Genomic DNA, 14368 nt, shown 5'->3' with positions numbered 1-14368 from the left:
CCCTGATACATGACTCGGGGCGGACGGCCACCGGAGGTGTTCCCCCGGTGGCCGTCCGCCCGCCGGCCGGCTGTCAGCCGCTGAACCCGGCCACGTTCTCCTTCGTGACCACCTTCACCGGCACCTTCACCGTCTTCTCGACCTTCTTGCCCTGAAGCGCCTTCAGCGCGTTGTCCACCGCGATCCTGCCCAGCTGGGACGGCTGCTGCGCCACGGACGCGTAGAGCGTGCCGTTCTTGACCGCCGTCAGCCCGTCCGGGGTGCCGTCGAAGCCGACGACCTGGACGGACCTGCCGGCCTTGGAGCCCAGCGCCTTGATCGCGCCGAGCGCCATCTCGTCGTTGGCGGCGATGACGCCCTGGACGTCCGGGTGGGCCTGGAGCAGGTTCGACATCACGTCGAGGCCCTTGGTGCGGTCGAAGTCGGCCGGCTGCTGGGCCAGCACCTGGATGCCGGGGTAGGCCTTCAGGCCCTTGGCGAAGCCTTCCGCCCGCTCCCGCGCCGCGGAGGTGCCCGCCTGGCCCTGAAGGATCACGATCTTGCCGGTGCCGCCCAGCTTCTCGGCGACCGTCTTGGCGGCCAGCTCACCGCCGGCGACGTTGTCGGAGGCGACCAGCGCGTCCACCGTGGCCTTGTTGACGCCCCGGTCGACCGCGATCACCGGGATCTTCGCCTGGTCGGCGGCCTTCACCGAGTTGCTCGCCGCGTCCGAGTCCACCGGGTTGACGATGATCGAGTCGAGGCCGGAACTGGTGAAGTTCTGCAGCTGGTTGGCCTGCTGCGAGGCGTCGTTCTGCGCGTCGGTGACCGTCAGGTCCACGCCCAGCTTCTTCGCCTCGGCCTTCGCGCCCGACTGGATCTGCACGAAGAACGGGTTGTTGAGCGTGGACAGCGCCAGGCCGACCTTCGGGTTCGTGCTCGCCCCGTTCCCGCCGTGCAGGAAGGAGGTCGCGCCGACGATCGCCACGGTGACCACGGCCGCGAGACCGTACGTCGCGGCCTGTCGGCCCCTGCCGCCGCCGCTGCCCGTCCCGGCCGTCATCGGGGTCGCCCCCGCCTTGCGGCGCACCGTGTCGAGCAGCACCGCCAGCGCGATGACGACGCCGATGACGACCTGCTGCCAGAAGGCGGAGACGGACAGCAGGTTCAGTCCGTTCCTCAGCACCGCCAGGATCAGCGCGCCGATCAGGGTGCCCGAGGCCTTGCCCGTACCGCCGGCGAGGGAGGCGCCGCCGATGACGACCGCGGCGATCGCGTCGAGTTCGTAGCCGTCGGCGGCCTGCGGCTGCGCGGAGGACAGCCGGGAGGCGAGCACGACACCCGCCGCGGCCGCGAACACACCGGACAGCGCGTAGATCGCGAGCTTCTGCTTCTTCACCCGCAGTCCGGAGAGGCGCGCCGCCTCCTCGTTGCCGCCGATGGCGTACATCGAACGGCCGATGTAGGTCCGGCCGAGCACGAACGCGGCGATCAGCCCCATCACGACCATCACGAGCACCGGCACCGGCAGCCAGCCGCCGAGCGTGTCACCGAGGTGGGACACCGAGTCGGGGAAGGCGATCGGCGATCCCTCGGAGATCACCAGCGACAGACCGCGTGCCACCGACAGCATCGCGAGCGTCGCGATGAACGGCGGCAGCTTGCCGTAGGCGATGAGGAAACCGTTCACCAGGCCGGCCGCGATACCGGTCGCGACGGCCAGAACCAGTGCGAGCACCACCGGTACGCCGTGCTGTGTGGCGCTCCAGGCCAGCACGGTGGCCGACAGCGCCGCCACCGAGCCGACCGACAGGTCGATGCCCGCCGAGACGATCACGAAGGTCACGCCGAAGGCGAGAATGGCGGTCACGGCCGCCTGGACACCCACGTTGAGCAGGTTGTCCGTGGTCAGGAAGTCACCCGACAACGCCGACATGGCGATGACGAGGACGATCAGCGCGGTCAGCGCGCCATTGTCGAGGAGCAGACGGCGGACCGCCGCGGCGCCACCGGCGCCCGTCCCGCTCTTGAGCGTCTCAGCGGCCACGGCCGGCCTCCAGTTCTTCGGTTTCGTCGTTTTCGTCGTCTTGGTCGTGCATCGTGGTGCTGACGGCGAGCGCCATGACGGAGTCCTGGGTCGCCTCGTCCGCCGACAGTTCGCCGGCGATCCGGCCCTGGGCCATCACCAGCACCCGGTCGCTCATGCCGAGCACCTCGGGCAGATCGCTGGAGATCATCAGGACGGCGGCACCGGCGGCCGTCAGCTCGTTGACGAGCTGGTAGATCTCGACCTTCGCGCCGACGTCGATGCCGCGCGTCGGCTCGTCGAGGATCAGCACCTTGGTGTCGGCCAGCAGCCACTTGCCGATGACGACCTTCTGCTGGTTGCCGCCGGACAGCGTGCGCACCTGCTGGCCGAGGCCCGCCATCCGCACGCCCAGCTGCCCCGCGATCCGTGCCGCCGCCTCGTGCTGGCTCTTCAGGTCCACCAGCCCGCCACGGGTCGCGGCCCGCATGGTGACGAGCCCGAGGTTCTCCTCGACCGACTGGTCCAGCACCAGCCCCTGGCCCTGGCGGTCCTCGGGCACCAGCCCGATCCCGGCCGCCATCGCGGCGTTCACGTCGTACCGGGGGAGGTGCGCGCCGCCGACCCGGACGGCGCCGCGGTCGTAGGGGTCCGCCCCGAAGACGGCCCGTGCGACCTCGGTACGACCGGCGCCGACGAGCCCGGCGACACCGACGACCTCACCGGCGTGCACCTCGAAGCTGACGTCGTGGAAGACGCCGTCCCGGGTGAGTCCCTCGACGGACAGCAGCGCGGCGCCCGCCTCGGCGCGTTCCCTGGGGTACTGCTGCTCGATGGAGCGACCGACCATGAGCCGCACCAGTTCGTCCTCGGGCGTGTCGGCCGGTACCTGCCCGACACTCCTGCCGTCCCGGATGACCGTGACCCGGTCGCCGAGGGCGGCGATCTCCTCGAGGTGGTGCGTGATGAACACGATGCCGACGCCGTCCTCGCGCAGCCTGCGCACGATGGCGAAGAGCTTCTCGACCTCCTCGGAGGTCAGCACGGCGGTCGGCTCGTCCATGATCAGCACGCGCGCGTCCAGGCTGAGCGCCTTGGCGATCTCGACCATCTGGAGGCGGGCGATGCCGAGTTCACGCACCCGCGTGCGGGGCGGGACGTTCACGCCCACCCGTTCCAGCAGGGCGGCCGCCTCGGTCTCCATGCGCTTCCGGTCGATCATCCCGAAGCGGCGCGGCTGCCTCCCCAGGAAGATGTTCTCGGCGACCGTGAGATCGGGGACGAGGTTGAACTCCTGGTAGATGGTGGCGATCCCGAGGCGTTCGGAGTCCTGCGCGCCATGGATGCGCACCTCCTCGCCGCCGGCCAGGATCCGCCCGGCGTCGGGCCGGTAGGCGCCGGAGAGCATCTTGATGAGGGTGCTCTTGCCCGCGCCGTTCTCACCGAGCAGCACATGCACCTCGCCCCGGCGCAGGTCGAAGTCGACGCTGTCGAGCGCGACCACACCGGGGAAGGTCTTGCGTATGCCTTCGATGCGCAGCAACTCGTCCGCGTTGCTCACGTCTGGCTCCTGTTCGTTACGGGGGACGGCTCCTGGGAGGCGGGGGACTCCTCGGGAGCGGGCGGTTCCTGGGGGTCCGGTTCGCCGCACGAACGGCGGACGACGAGCCGGGCCGGGAGGGTGACGGACTGCGGGGGCCGCCCCTCGATGCGGTCCACCAGCGCCCGCACGGCGGCCCGGCCCAGCTCGCCCGTCGGCTGGGCGATCGCGGTGATCGGCGGGTCGGTGTGCACGAACCAGCGGATGTCGTCGAACGCGGCCAGCGCGATGTCCCGGGGAACCCGCAGCCCCCGCGCGCGTACGGCGTCCAGGGCGCCCAGTGCCATGAGGTTGTCGGCGGCGAACACGACCTCGGGCGGTTCGGGCAGGTCGAGGAAGCCCTCGGTGACCCGCCGGCCGCTCTCGGCCTGGAAGTCGCCCTGGCCGGTGTAGGCGTCCGGGAGGGGAAGCCCGTACTCGGCCATGGCGGCCCGGAAGGCCTCGACACGCTCGCTGCCGGTGGTGGTGGCGGCGGGGCCCGCGATGATGGCGAGCCTGCGATGCCCCAGCCCGTACAGATGCGCGACCAGGTCCCGCACGGCCGCGCGTCCGTCCGAGCGCACCACCGGCACGTCGACGCCCGGGATCCACCGGTCGACGAACACCATCGGCGTCCCCGCGCGCGCGGCGTCGAGGATCAGCGGCGAGCCGCCGTCGGTCGGGGAGACGAGCAGGCCGTCGATACGGCGGTCCAGCAGGGTCCGTATGTGGTGGTCCTGGAGGTCGGGCCGTTCGTCGGCGTTGCCGATGATGACGCTGTAGCCGAGCGCGCGGGCCTCCTCCTCGACGGAGCGGGCCAGCTCGGTGAAGTACGGGTTGAGCACGTCGCTGATGACCAGGCCGAGGGTGCGGGTCTGGTCGGTGCGCAGCGACCGGGCGACGGCGTTCGGGCGGTAGCCCAGCGCTTCGACGGCGGCCAGCACACGCGCGCGTGCGTCCTCGCTGACCGACGGATGGTCGTTCAGGACGCGCGACACCGTGGCGACGGAAACCCCCGCCTCGGCCGCGACGTCCTTGATGCTCGCCATCGCCGCGCCACCTCCTTGTGGACTCGGTTGGTGAAACGTCGAGGTCGTGGAATCGATTACATCGACGTGTACGAAGGATTGGAATCGATTACACGGGGGTTAATCAAGCCCTGGACCCCATCCCGAGACCCGATCGTGATGAATGACGCACGGCGGGCGGCCGGCGGTCGCCGCCCGTGGCCTGTCGGTGGCGGGCGGTACCGTCGGATCATGACCGATCAGGCGGGGGCCGCCCAGGCGGGAGAGCGGCGTACGGCCACGCTGGAAGGCGTGCTCGAGCGCATCACGTACGCGAACGAGGAGAACGGCTACACGGTCGCCCGCGTCGACACCGGCAGAGGCGGCGGCGACCTCCTCACGGTCGTCGGCGCGCTGCTCGGCGCCCAGGTCGGCGAGTCCCTGCGCATGGAGGGCCGCTGGGGCTCCCACCCGCAGTACGGCAAGCAGTTCACCGTGGAGAACTACACGACCGTGCTGCCCGCCACGGTCCAGGGCATCCGCCGCTACCTCGGCTCCGGCCTGGTCAAGGGGATCGGCCCGGTCTTCGCCGACCGCATCACCCAGCACTTCGGCATGGACACCCTGAAGATCATCGAAGAGGAGCCGAAGCGGCTCGTCGAGGTGCCCGGCCTCGGCCCGAAACGCACCAAGAAGATCGCCGACGCCTGGGAGGAACAGAAGGCGATCAAGGAGGTCATGCTCTTCCTCCAGACCGTCGAGGTGTCCACCTCCATCGCGGTCCGTATCTACAAGAAGTACGGCGACGCCTCCATCTCCGTGGTGAGGAACCAGCCCTACCGGCTGGCCACGGACGTCTGGGGCATCGGTTTCCTCACCGCCGACAAGATCGCCCAGTCCGTCGGCATCCCGCACGACAGTCCGGAGCGCGTCAAGGCGGGCCTCCAGTACGCGCTGTCCCAGGCCACCGACCAGGGCCACTGCTACCTCCCCGAGGAGCGTCTGATCGCCGACGCGGTGAAGCTGCTCCAGGTCGACACCGGCCTGGTCATCGAGTGCCTCGCCGAACTCGCGGCGCCGCCCGAGGAGGGCGAGGACCCCGGAGTGGTACGGGAGAAGGTCCCGGCGGCCGACGGAGGGGAACCCGTCACCGCCGTCTACCTGGTCCCCTTCCACCGCGCCGAACTCTCCCTCGCCGCCCAGCTGTTGCGTCTGCTGCGCACCGACGAGGACCGGATGCCGGCCTTTCGTGACGTGGCCTGGGACAAGGCGCTGGCCTGGCTGAAGTCCCGTACCGAGGCCGGACTCGCGCCCGAGCAGGAGGCGGCCGTCAGGCTCGCGCTGACCGAGAAGGTCGCGGTACTCACCGGCGGCCCCGGCTGCGGCAAGTCCTTCACCGTCCGCTCGATCGTGGAACTGGCCCGGGCCAGGAAGGCCAAGGTCGTGCTGGCCGCGCCCACCGGCCGCGCCGCCAAGCGCCTGGCGGAGCTGACCGGCGCCGAGGCCTCCACCGTCCACCGTCTGCTGGAGCTCAGGCCCGGCGGCGACGCGGCCTACGACCGGGACCGCCCGCTGGACGCGGACCTGGTGGTGGTCGACGAGGCGTCGATGCTGGACCTGCTCCTGGCCAACAAGCTGGTCAAGGCCGTGCCCCCGGGCGCGCACCTGCTGTTCGTGGGGGATGTCGACCAGTTGCCCAGCGTCGGCGCGGGCGAGGTGCTGCGCGATCTGCTGGCCGCCGACAGCCCGGTGCCCGCCGTGCGCCTCACGCGCGTGTTCCGCCAGGCCCAGCAGTCCGGCGTGGTGACCAACGCGCACCGGATCAACGCCGGACAGCACCCGGTCACCGACGGAATGAAGGACTTCTTCCTCTTCGTCGAGGACGACACCGAGGAAGCCGGCCGCCTCACGGTGGACGTGGCCGCCCGGCGCATCCCGGCGAAGTTCGGCCTGGACCCGCGCCGGGACGTCCAGGTGCTCGCGCCCATGCACCGCGGCCCGGCCGGCGCCGGCGCCCTCAACGGCCTGCTCCAGCAGGCCGTCACCCCCGGCCGACCCGACGTGCCCGAGAAGCGGTTCGGCGGGCGGGTGTTCCGCGTCGGCGACAAGGTCACGCAGATCCGCAACAATTACGACAAGGGGAAGAACGGTGTCTTCAACGGCACCGTGGGCGTCGTGACCTCGCTCGATCCGGTCGACCAGCGCCTCACGGTGCTGACCGACGAGGACGAGGAGGTTCCGTACGAGTTCGACGAACTGGACGAACTGGCCCACGCGTACGCGGTGACCATCCACCGTTCACAGGGGAGTGAATATCCCGCTGTGGTGATCCCCGTCACCACGGGAGCATGGATGATGCTTCAGCGGAACCTCCTGTATACGGCCGTGACCCGGGCCAAGAAGCTGGTCGTCCTCGTCGGCTCCCGCAAGGCGATCGGTCAGGCCGTGCGCACGGTGTCGGCGGGCCGCCGCTGCACGGCTCTGGACTTCCGGCTGACGGGCCGCTGACGGCGGGTTACCGCGGGATCGTCGGGGCATCACAAAAAATGATCGATCAAATGAGTCGTGAAGGTCACAGAGCACTTCCCCCGGCGTGACGAAGGCGGCAGGATGAGCTGGTTGGCGGCACTGAGTGCCGCCGATAAGCCCAATGGTCGACCCCGAGTGCACTCTCGTGCGCCAAATGGGGGATGGTAGAGACAGTCAGGGCAACCTCGAAGAAGAGGCACAACGTCGGTGAGGGATGACGTGAGCGAGCACACCAACAACGCTGTAGTACTGCGGTTCGGCGATGGCGAGTACACCTACCCGGTGATCGACAGCACCGTCGGCGACAAGGGCTTCGACATCGGGAAGCTTCGCGCCCAGACCGGTCTGGTGACCCTGGACAGCGGCTACGGCAACACCGCCGCCTATAAATCCGCCATCACCTACCTTGACGGCGAGCAGGGCGTCCTCCGGTACCGCGGGTACCCGATCGAGCAGCTGGCCGAGCGGTCGACCTTCCTCGAGGTCGCCTACCTGCTGATCAACGGCGAACTGCCGACCGTCGACGAGCTGTCCGTCTTCAAGAGCGACATCACCCAGCACACGCTGCTGCACGAGGACGTCAAGAACTTCTACCGCGGCTTCCCGCGCGACGCCCACCCGATGGCCATGCTGTCGTCGGTGGTCTCCGCGCTGTCCACGTTCTACCAGGACAGCCACAACCCGTTCGACGAGAAGCAGCGCAACCTCTCCACGATCCGGCTGCTCGCCAAGCTTCCGACGATCGCGGCGTACGCCTACAAGAAGTCGATCGGCCACCCGTTCGTCTACCCGCGCAACGACCTCGGCTACGTCGAGAACTTCCTGCGGATGACGTTCTCGGTGCCGGCGCAGGAGTACGAACTCGACCCGGTCGTCGTCTCCGCCCTCGACAAGCTGCTGATCCTGCACGCGGACCACGAGCAGAACTGTTCGACGTCCACGGTCCGTCTGGTCGGCTCCTCGCAGGCCAACATGTTCGCGTCGATCTCGGCCGGCATCTCCGCCCTCTGGGGCCCGCTGCACGGCGGCGCCAACCAGTCCGTGCTGGAGATGCTCGAGGGCATCCAGGCCAACGGCGGCGACGTCGACTCCTTCATCCGCAAGGTGAAGAACAAGGAGGACGGCGTCCGCCTGATGGGCTTCGGCCACCGGGTGTACAAGTCCTTCGACCCCCGCGCGAAGATCATCAAGGCGGCGGCGCACGACGTCCTCTCGGCCCTCGGCAAGTCCGACGAGCTGCTGGACATCGCGCTGAAGCTGGAGGAGCACGCGCTCTCCGACGACTACTTCGTCTCGCGCAACCTCTACCCCAACGTCGACTTCTACACCGGGCTGATCTACCGGGCCATGGGCTTCCCGACCGAGATGTTCACGGTCCTGTTCGCCCTGGGCCGCCTCCCGGGCTGGATCGCCCAGTGGCACGAGATGATCAAGGAGCCCGGCTCCCGCATCGGCCGTCCGCGCCAGATCTACACGGGTGTCGTCGAGCGCGACTTCGTCCCGGTCGAGGAGCGCTGACACCTGCCGGTGGGGGCGCCGCTCGACCGGCGCCCCGTCGCTGGTGCTTTTCCTGACTGCCCGGGGCCGATGTCCCGGGCAGTGGTGTGTGCGCCCGCAGGCGGTCGTGCGGTCCGGCGGCCGGGTGCCCCGGCCGCCGGGTGTCTCGGAAGTCGGGTGTCTGGGAAGTCGGGTGTACCGCAGGGCGGTTGTACCGGTGGTCGTCACGTCGCGGCAGCGGGGGAGTCCGGGAAGTCGCCGGGTGTCTCGGAAGCCGCACGTCGCGGCGGAGTGGCATCCGGCAGGCGCATGGTCGCGGCGGCGTGGCATCCCGGCAGGGGCATGGTCGCGGCGGCGTGGCATCCCGGCAGGGGCATGGTCGCGGCGGCGTCGTATCCCGGCAGGCGCATGGTCGCGGCAGTCACAGGTCGCGGCGGCCGGGTGCGTCGGGCGTCCCGAAGTCGGGTGCTCCCGGGCGACGGTGGGCGCAGGGCATACGGAAGGCGCCCCGGCGCCAGTCCCCCCACGGGCTGACGACCAGGGCGCCTTCCCATGTCCCGGTGCGGATTCCCCCCACGGGATCCGGCCGGGCGTTGTGAGGACAGCGCCTGAATTCGCTGTTGTGTGACCATCTTCGGTTGTCGTGCCCGCGGTTGAGCAGAACGAGCAGAACTCGTCCCACCACCGCTGTGTGCGGCCTGCCGGGACAGCGCACGCTGGGAGGGCCGCTCAAAGCTTCCCGGTGTGCGTGCCCCGGCAACGCATCTCTGAGGAAGTCCCCCAAGACATCCCCAGACGTCAGGTCACGCCCCCCAAGACGCTTCCTGACATCGTCAACTTAGACCTTCGAGCCCCTTCGATGGTTACGTTCACATCACTGTGATCTGTGTCTCTTGCATATGTCCGTTAGATGCGCAAGAGACCGGATACGGCGATCGAGGCCCAAGCGTAAAGATGATGCGCGAGCCATGTGAAGAGCTTATGTGAGGCTCGCGCAGGACTCCAGGGGTCTCCCTGATCGGCAACGACCTACTCGGCGGTATTACTTGAAGGCGCGCAGCCTCAGGCTGTTCGTCACGACGAACACCGACGAGAACGCCATCGCGGCCCCCGCGATCATCGGGTTCAGCAGCCCCGCGGCGGCCAGCGGCAGCGCGGCCACGTTGTAGCCGAAGGCCCACACCAGGTTTCCCTTGATCGTAGCCAGGGTCCGCCGGGACAGCCGGATGGCGTCCGCGGCCACCCGCAGATCCCCCCGCACCAGCGTCAGGTCGCTCGCCTCGATCGCCGCGTCCGTGCCGGTCCCCATGGCCAGCCCCAGATCGGCGGTGGCGAGCGCTGCCGCGTCGTTGACGCCGTCCCCGACCATGGCGACGACCCGCCCTTCCGCCTGGAGCCGCCGTACGACGTCGACCTTGTCCTCGGGCAGCACCTCGGCGATCACCCGGTCGATCCCGACCGCTTCCGCGACCGCCTCCGCCACCGCCCGGTTGTCACCGGTCAGCAGCACCGGGGTGAGCCCCAGCGCCCGCAGCTCCTGCACCGCCTCGGCGCTGGTCTCCTTGACCGCGTCCGCGACCGCGAGGACCCCGCGCGCCACGCCGTCCCACCCCACGACGACGGCCGTACGGCCGTCCCGCTCGGCCTGCTCCTTCGCGCGGGCCACTTCGTCCGGGACCGTCTCGAAGAGGCGCCCCACGGCCACCTCGCGGCCCTCCACCCGCCCGCGCACGCCACGCCCGGGCACGTTCTCGAACCGCTCGGCCACCGGCAGTTCGCCGGCCCTTTCCTCGGCGCCGGCCGCCACCGCCCGGGCGACCGGGTGCTCGGAGGCGTGCTCCAGGGCGCCCGCCAGCCGCAGCAGCTGCCGCTCGTCGGTGCCGTCGACGACGTACACGTCCTGAAGGGTCATCCGGCCGGTGGTGACGGTCCCGGTCTTGTCGAGCACGACGGTGTCCACGCGGCGCGTGGACTCCAGGACCTCGGGGCCCTTGATGAGGATGCCGAGCTGGGCGCCGCGCCCGGTGCCGACCATGAGGGCGGTCGGCGTGGCGAGCCCGAGCGCGCACGGGCAGGCGATGATCAGGACCGCCACGGCCGCCGTGAACGCGGCGACCGTGTCACCCGTCGCGCCGAGCCGGCCGGCGAAGGTGGCGACCGCGATCAGCAGCACCGCCGGCACGAAGACCCCGGAGATCCGGTCGGCCAGTCGCTGCACCTCGGCCTTGCCGTTCTGTGCGGCCTCGACCAGCCGCGCCATGCGCGCGAGCCGGGTGTCCGCGCCGACCCGGCCGGCCTCGACGACCAGCCGGCCGCCGACGTTCACGGTGGCGCCCGTGACGGCGTCGCCGGGGCCGACGTCCACCGGGACCGACTCACCGGTCAGCATCGAGGCGTCCACGGCGGACGTGCCCTCCACGACCGTCCCGTCGGTCGCGACCTTCTCCCCGGGCCGTACGACGAACCGGTCGCCGACGGCCAGCAGGTCGACGGGGATCCGCACCTCCTTGCCGCCCTGCCGTCCCCCGCCACCGGCTTCGCCCGAGGGCGCTCCGCGCTCGCCCCCCTCGTAGCGCAGGACGGCCACGTCCTTCGCGCCCAGCTCCATGAGCGCCCGCAGCGCCGCTCCCGCCCGCCGCTTGGAGCGGGCCTCCAGGTAGCGGCCGAGCAGGATGAAGGCGGTGACGCCGGCGGCGACCTCCAGATAGATCGTGGACGCGCCGTCCGTACGGGAGACGGTCAGCTCGAAGGGGTGCCGCATGCCGGGCATGCCCGCGTCACCGAAGAACAGCGCCCACAGCGACCAGCCGAGCGCGGCCAGCGTGCCGATCGAGACCAGGGTGTCCATGGTGGCCGCGCCGTGCCGCAGGTTCGTCCAGGCGGCCTTGTGCAGCGGGCCGCCGCCCCAGACGACCACGGGCGCGGCGAGTGTCAGCGAGAGCCACTGCCAGTTGTCGAACTGGAGCGAGGGGATCATCGCGAGCAGGACGACGGGCGCGGCGAGCAGGACGCAGACCAGGAGCCGGTGACGCAGGGCCTCCAGCTCGGGGTCCTGAGGGGTCTCCTCCCGGGCCGGCTCCGGCACGGGCACGGGTTCCTCGGCCGTGTACCCGGTCTTCACCACGGTCGCGATCAGGTCGGCGACGCCGGTCCCGGCCGGATAGCTGACCTTCGCCCGCTCCGTCGCGTAGTTGACCGTCGCGGTGACGCCGTCCATGCGGTTGAGCTTCTTCTCGACGCGGGCCGCGCAGGAGGCGCAGGTCATCCCGCCGATGAGCAGTTCGACCTCGGCGGTCGGCGCGGGCGGTTCGGCTATCGGGGTTTCCGTGGTGGTACTGGTCATGTCCGTGCTCCAGGAAGCGGACCGGGCCGTACGGAACCAGTATCAGCTGGTCGGCACGGCCCGGTGGGTGGAGGAGGGGGTGTCGAGGCGGGGTGTCGAGCAGAGGTGCGCGGGCGCGGGCGCCTCAGGCCTGGCCGACCAGCTCGAAGCCCGCCTCGTCGACGGCGGAGCGCACGGCTTCCGTGTCGAGCACGGCGGTGGAGACGACCGTGACCTCACCGGTCGAGGCGACGGCCTTCACCGAGGTGACACCGGCGAGCTCGGAGAGCTCGCCGGAGACGGCGCCCTCGCAGTGGCCGCAGCTCATGCCGCTCACCTTGTAGACGGTGGTGACGGAGCCCGGGGTGTCGGTTTGAGCGGTCATGTCGTTCTCCTCGTGGAGGCAGGTGGGGCGGGCGGGGCCGCGAGAGGTCTCCCGTCAACCGACACTATACCCCTAGGGGGTATGAATCAAAGGAACCGCCCCGCCACGCGGCCGGCGGTGCGGATGCTTCCGGCCGGGTGGCGGGTACCCCCATCGCCGGGCCCCAGCGGCTCCGGCGCCGCTGTCCTCGGCCGAGCGGAGGCGGTCGCCCACCAGCGGCTCCGGAGAGCGGATCAGTACGTCCTTCGGCTCCTGCACGTACGCGTCGCGCTCGGCGCCCTCGTGGGCCAGGACCAGTTCCAGGCCTGCCTTGTGCAGGCCCAGGCGCCCGGCTGAGCCCGGACCGTCAGGCCTCACCGTCTAGCCTTCGCGGAGATCTCCGGGGTGACCCTGATCGACGACCCTGGACGACGGACGGAGCGGGTATGCGGGCTGTGGTGTTCGAGCGGTACGGGGAGCCGGCCGAGGTACGGGAGCTGGCCGACCCCCGGCCCGCCCCTCACGGAGTGACCGTGCGCGTCGAGGCCACCGGCCTGTGCCGCAGCGACTGGCACGGCTGGATGGGCCACGACCCGGACATCGGCCTGCCGCACGTGCCCGGGCACGAACTCGCCGGCGTCGTACAGGAGGCCGGTGCCCTGGTCACCAAGTGGCGGCCGGGCGACCGGGTCACCGTGCCCTTCGTCTGCGGCTGCGGCAGCTGTCCGTCCTGCGCCGCCGGCGACCACCAGGTGTGCGAGCGGCAGACCCAGCCCGGCTTCACGCACTGGGGCTCCTTCGCCCAGTACGTGGCCCTGGACCACGCCGACGTGAACCTGGTCGCGATCCCCGACGGCCTGTCGTACGCCACCGCGGCCTCCCTCGGCTGCCGGTTCGCCACCGCGTTCCGGGCGGTGGTGCAGCAGGGCCGGGTCGCGGCGGGGGAGTGGGTGGCGGTGCACGGCTGCGGGGGCGTGGGTCTCTCGGCCGTGATGATCGCGGCGGCGAGCGGGGCACGGGTGGTGGCGGTGGACGTCTCCCCGAAGGCCCTGGAGCTTGCGCGGAGGTTCGGCGCGGCGGAGTGCGTGGACGCGCGGAGCGTGCCGGACACGGCGGAGGCGGTCCGTGAGCTGTCCGGGGGCGGCGCCCATCTCTCCCTCGACGCGCTCGGGTCCCCCGCCACCTGCGCCGCCTCGGTGAACGGGCTGCGCCGCCGGGGCCGGCACATCCAGGTCGGCCTGCTGCCCTCGGCGGACGGTACGACCCCTGTCCCGCTGGCCCGCGCCATCGCCCTGGAACTGGAGATCCTGGGCAGTCACGGCATGGCCGCGCACACCTACCCGCGGATGCTGGAACTCGTCCGGACAGGCGTCTTGCGCCCCGATCTGCTCGTGACGTCGACGATCACGCTGGACGAGACCCCGGCCGCCCTGTCCGCCCTGGGCGGCGCACCGGGCGCGGGGGTGACGGTCATCGACCCGTGGGCCTGAACGCGGCCCACTCCCGGTCCAGGATCGCCATGAGCACCTCGTCCACCCGGACGCCGTTGCGCAGCGCGGCCTCCCGCCGCACCCCCTCGACCACGAACCCGGCCTTCTCGTAGACGCGCCGGGCCCGCTCGTTGTCGCCGTAGAGCTCCAACTGGACGCGGTGCAGGCCCAGTTGCTCGAAGCCGTGGCCGACGATGAGCCGGGTCGCCTCCGTACCGAGCCCGCGGTCGCGGCCCCGGGGGCCGATCAGCGTGCGGAAAGTGCAGCTGCGGGCGTCCGGGTCCCACTCGTGCAGCACGACCTCGCCGACGAGCTCGCCGGTGTCGCGGTCGGTGACGGCCAGGTCCAACCGGTCGGGCTGCTCGGCACGGGAGCCGTACCAGGCACGCACCCGCTCCCGGGTGAGGTCGCTGTCCGGCGGGAAGGTGAAGCGGACGACCTCGGGGTCGCCGATGATCTCCCACATGGTGTCGGCGTCGGCCTCGGTGAAGGGCCGCAGCACCGTCTTCGGGCCGGAGAGCACGGGTTTGACGGAGAAGTCCACCCGCAGCACTGTGCCCCACGCGTCCGCGGGG

Annotated in this window: 9 protein-coding genes and 1 pseudogene; 3 read left to right on the top strand and 7 right to left on the bottom strand. The window is 70.9% G+C overall.

From position 1 onward, the window contains the following. Window positions 1-73 precede the first annotated feature (73 nt). Genes QF030_RS16455 through QF030_RS16445 form a run of 3 tightly spaced genes read right to left on the bottom strand, consistent with a single transcriptional unit; the run spans window position 74 to window position 4633 of the window. Window positions 74-2026, bottom strand: coding sequence for an ABC transporter permease/substrate-binding protein (locus QF030_RS16455; protein ID WP_307163431.1), 1953 nt, complete (start codon window positions 2024-2026; stop codon window positions 74-76). Then, the gene (locus QF030_RS16450) at window positions 2016-3566 is read right to left on the bottom strand and encodes a sugar ABC transporter ATP-binding protein (RefSeq protein ID WP_307163430.1); all 1551 of its coding nucleotides are present in this window, start codon (window positions 3564-3566) and stop codon (window positions 2016-2018) included. Before QF030_RS16450 ends, QF030_RS16455 begins: the two co-directional genes overlap by 11 nt. Then, the gene (locus tag QF030_RS16445) at window positions 3563-4633 is read right to left on the bottom strand and encodes a LacI family DNA-binding transcriptional regulator (protein WP_307163429.1); all 1071 of its coding nucleotides are present in this window, start codon (window positions 4631-4633) and stop codon (window positions 3563-3565) included. Before QF030_RS16445 ends, QF030_RS16450 begins: the two co-directional genes overlap by 4 nt. 210 nt (window positions 4634-4843) lie before the next feature. On the opposite strand from QF030_RS16445, the gene recD2 reads away from it, so the two are divergent. Together recD2 and QF030_RS16435 are read left to right on the top strand one after the other, a co-directional pair. Next, the gene (gene recD2, locus QF030_RS16440; protein ID WP_307163428.1) at window positions 4844-7099 is read left to right on the top strand and encodes an SF1B family DNA helicase RecD2; all 2256 of its coding nucleotides are present in this window, start codon (window positions 4844-4846) and stop codon (window positions 7097-7099) included. Window positions 7100-7339: 240 nt separating this feature from the next. Beyond that, complete coding sequence (locus QF030_RS16435; RefSeq protein WP_307163427.1) at window positions 7340-8638, top strand: citrate synthase; 1299 nt, start codon at window positions 7340-7342, stop codon at window positions 8636-8638. A 1021-nt stretch (window positions 8639-9659) separates the two neighbouring features. Here the strand turns inward: QF030_RS16435 and QF030_RS16430 are convergent. The 3 genes and pseudogenes from QF030_RS16430 to QF030_RS16420 all read right to left on the bottom strand — a co-directional run. Then, window positions 9660-11960 (bottom strand): heavy metal translocating P-type ATPase, encoded by a 2301-nt coding sequence (locus QF030_RS16430; RefSeq protein WP_307163426.1) that lies wholly within the window; start codon window positions 11958-11960, stop codon window positions 9660-9662. Between the two features lie 124 nt (window positions 11961-12084). Further along, window positions 12085-12324 (bottom strand): heavy-metal-associated domain-containing protein, encoded by a 240-nt coding sequence (locus QF030_RS16425; protein ID WP_307163425.1) that lies wholly within the window; start codon window positions 12322-12324, stop codon window positions 12085-12087. A 72-nt stretch (window positions 12325-12396) separates the two neighbouring features. Continuing rightward, window positions 12397-12648, bottom strand: a pseudogene (locus QF030_RS16420) (hypothetical protein); the annotation flags it as partial. A gap of 101 nt (window positions 12649-12749) precedes the next feature. Here QF030_RS16420 and QF030_RS16415 point away from each other — a divergent pair. After that, the gene (locus QF030_RS16415) at window positions 12750-13793 is read left to right on the top strand and encodes a zinc-dependent alcohol dehydrogenase family protein (RefSeq protein WP_307163424.1); all 1044 of its coding nucleotides are present in this window, start codon (window positions 12750-12752) and stop codon (window positions 13791-13793) included. On the opposite strand, the gene QF030_RS16410 is transcribed toward QF030_RS16415, so the two are convergent. Continuing rightward, window positions 13774-14337 (bottom strand): GNAT family N-acetyltransferase, encoded by a 564-nt coding sequence (locus QF030_RS16410; RefSeq protein WP_373428770.1) that lies wholly within the window; start codon window positions 14335-14337, stop codon window positions 13774-13776. The two genes, QF030_RS16415 and QF030_RS16410, sit on opposite strands and share 20 nt — an antisense overlap. Window positions 14338-14368: the final 31 nt, after the last annotated feature.

The sequence above is a fragment of the Streptomyces rishiriensis genome, assembly GCF_030815485.1.
Taxonomy (GTDB): domain Bacteria; phylum Actinomycetota; class Actinomycetes; order Streptomycetales; family Streptomycetaceae; genus Streptomyces; species Streptomyces rishiriensis_A.
This window is presented reverse-complemented; position numbering and strand designations above follow the sequence as displayed.

Excerpts from the sequence above, each read along its gene's own strand:
- QF030_RS16445 (WP_307163429.1), bottom strand. The coding sequence starts at position 4,633 with ATGGCGAGCATCAAGGACGTCGCGGCCGAGGCGGGGGTTTCCGTCGCC.
- QF030_RS16415 (WP_307163424.1), top strand. The coding sequence starts at position 12,750 with ATGCGGGCTGTGGTGTTCGAGCGGTACGGGGAGCCGGCCGAGGTACGG.
- QF030_RS16425 (WP_307163425.1), bottom strand. The coding sequence starts at position 12,324 with ATGACCGCTCAAACCGACACCCCGGGCTCCGTCACCACCGTCTACAAG.
- QF030_RS16430 (WP_307163426.1), bottom strand. The coding sequence starts at position 11,960 with ATGACCAGTACCACCACGGAAACCCCGATAGCCGAACCGCCCGCGCCG.
- recD2 (WP_307163428.1), top strand. The coding sequence starts at position 4,844 with ATGACCGATCAGGCGGGGGCCGCCCAGGCGGGAGAGCGGCGTACGGCC.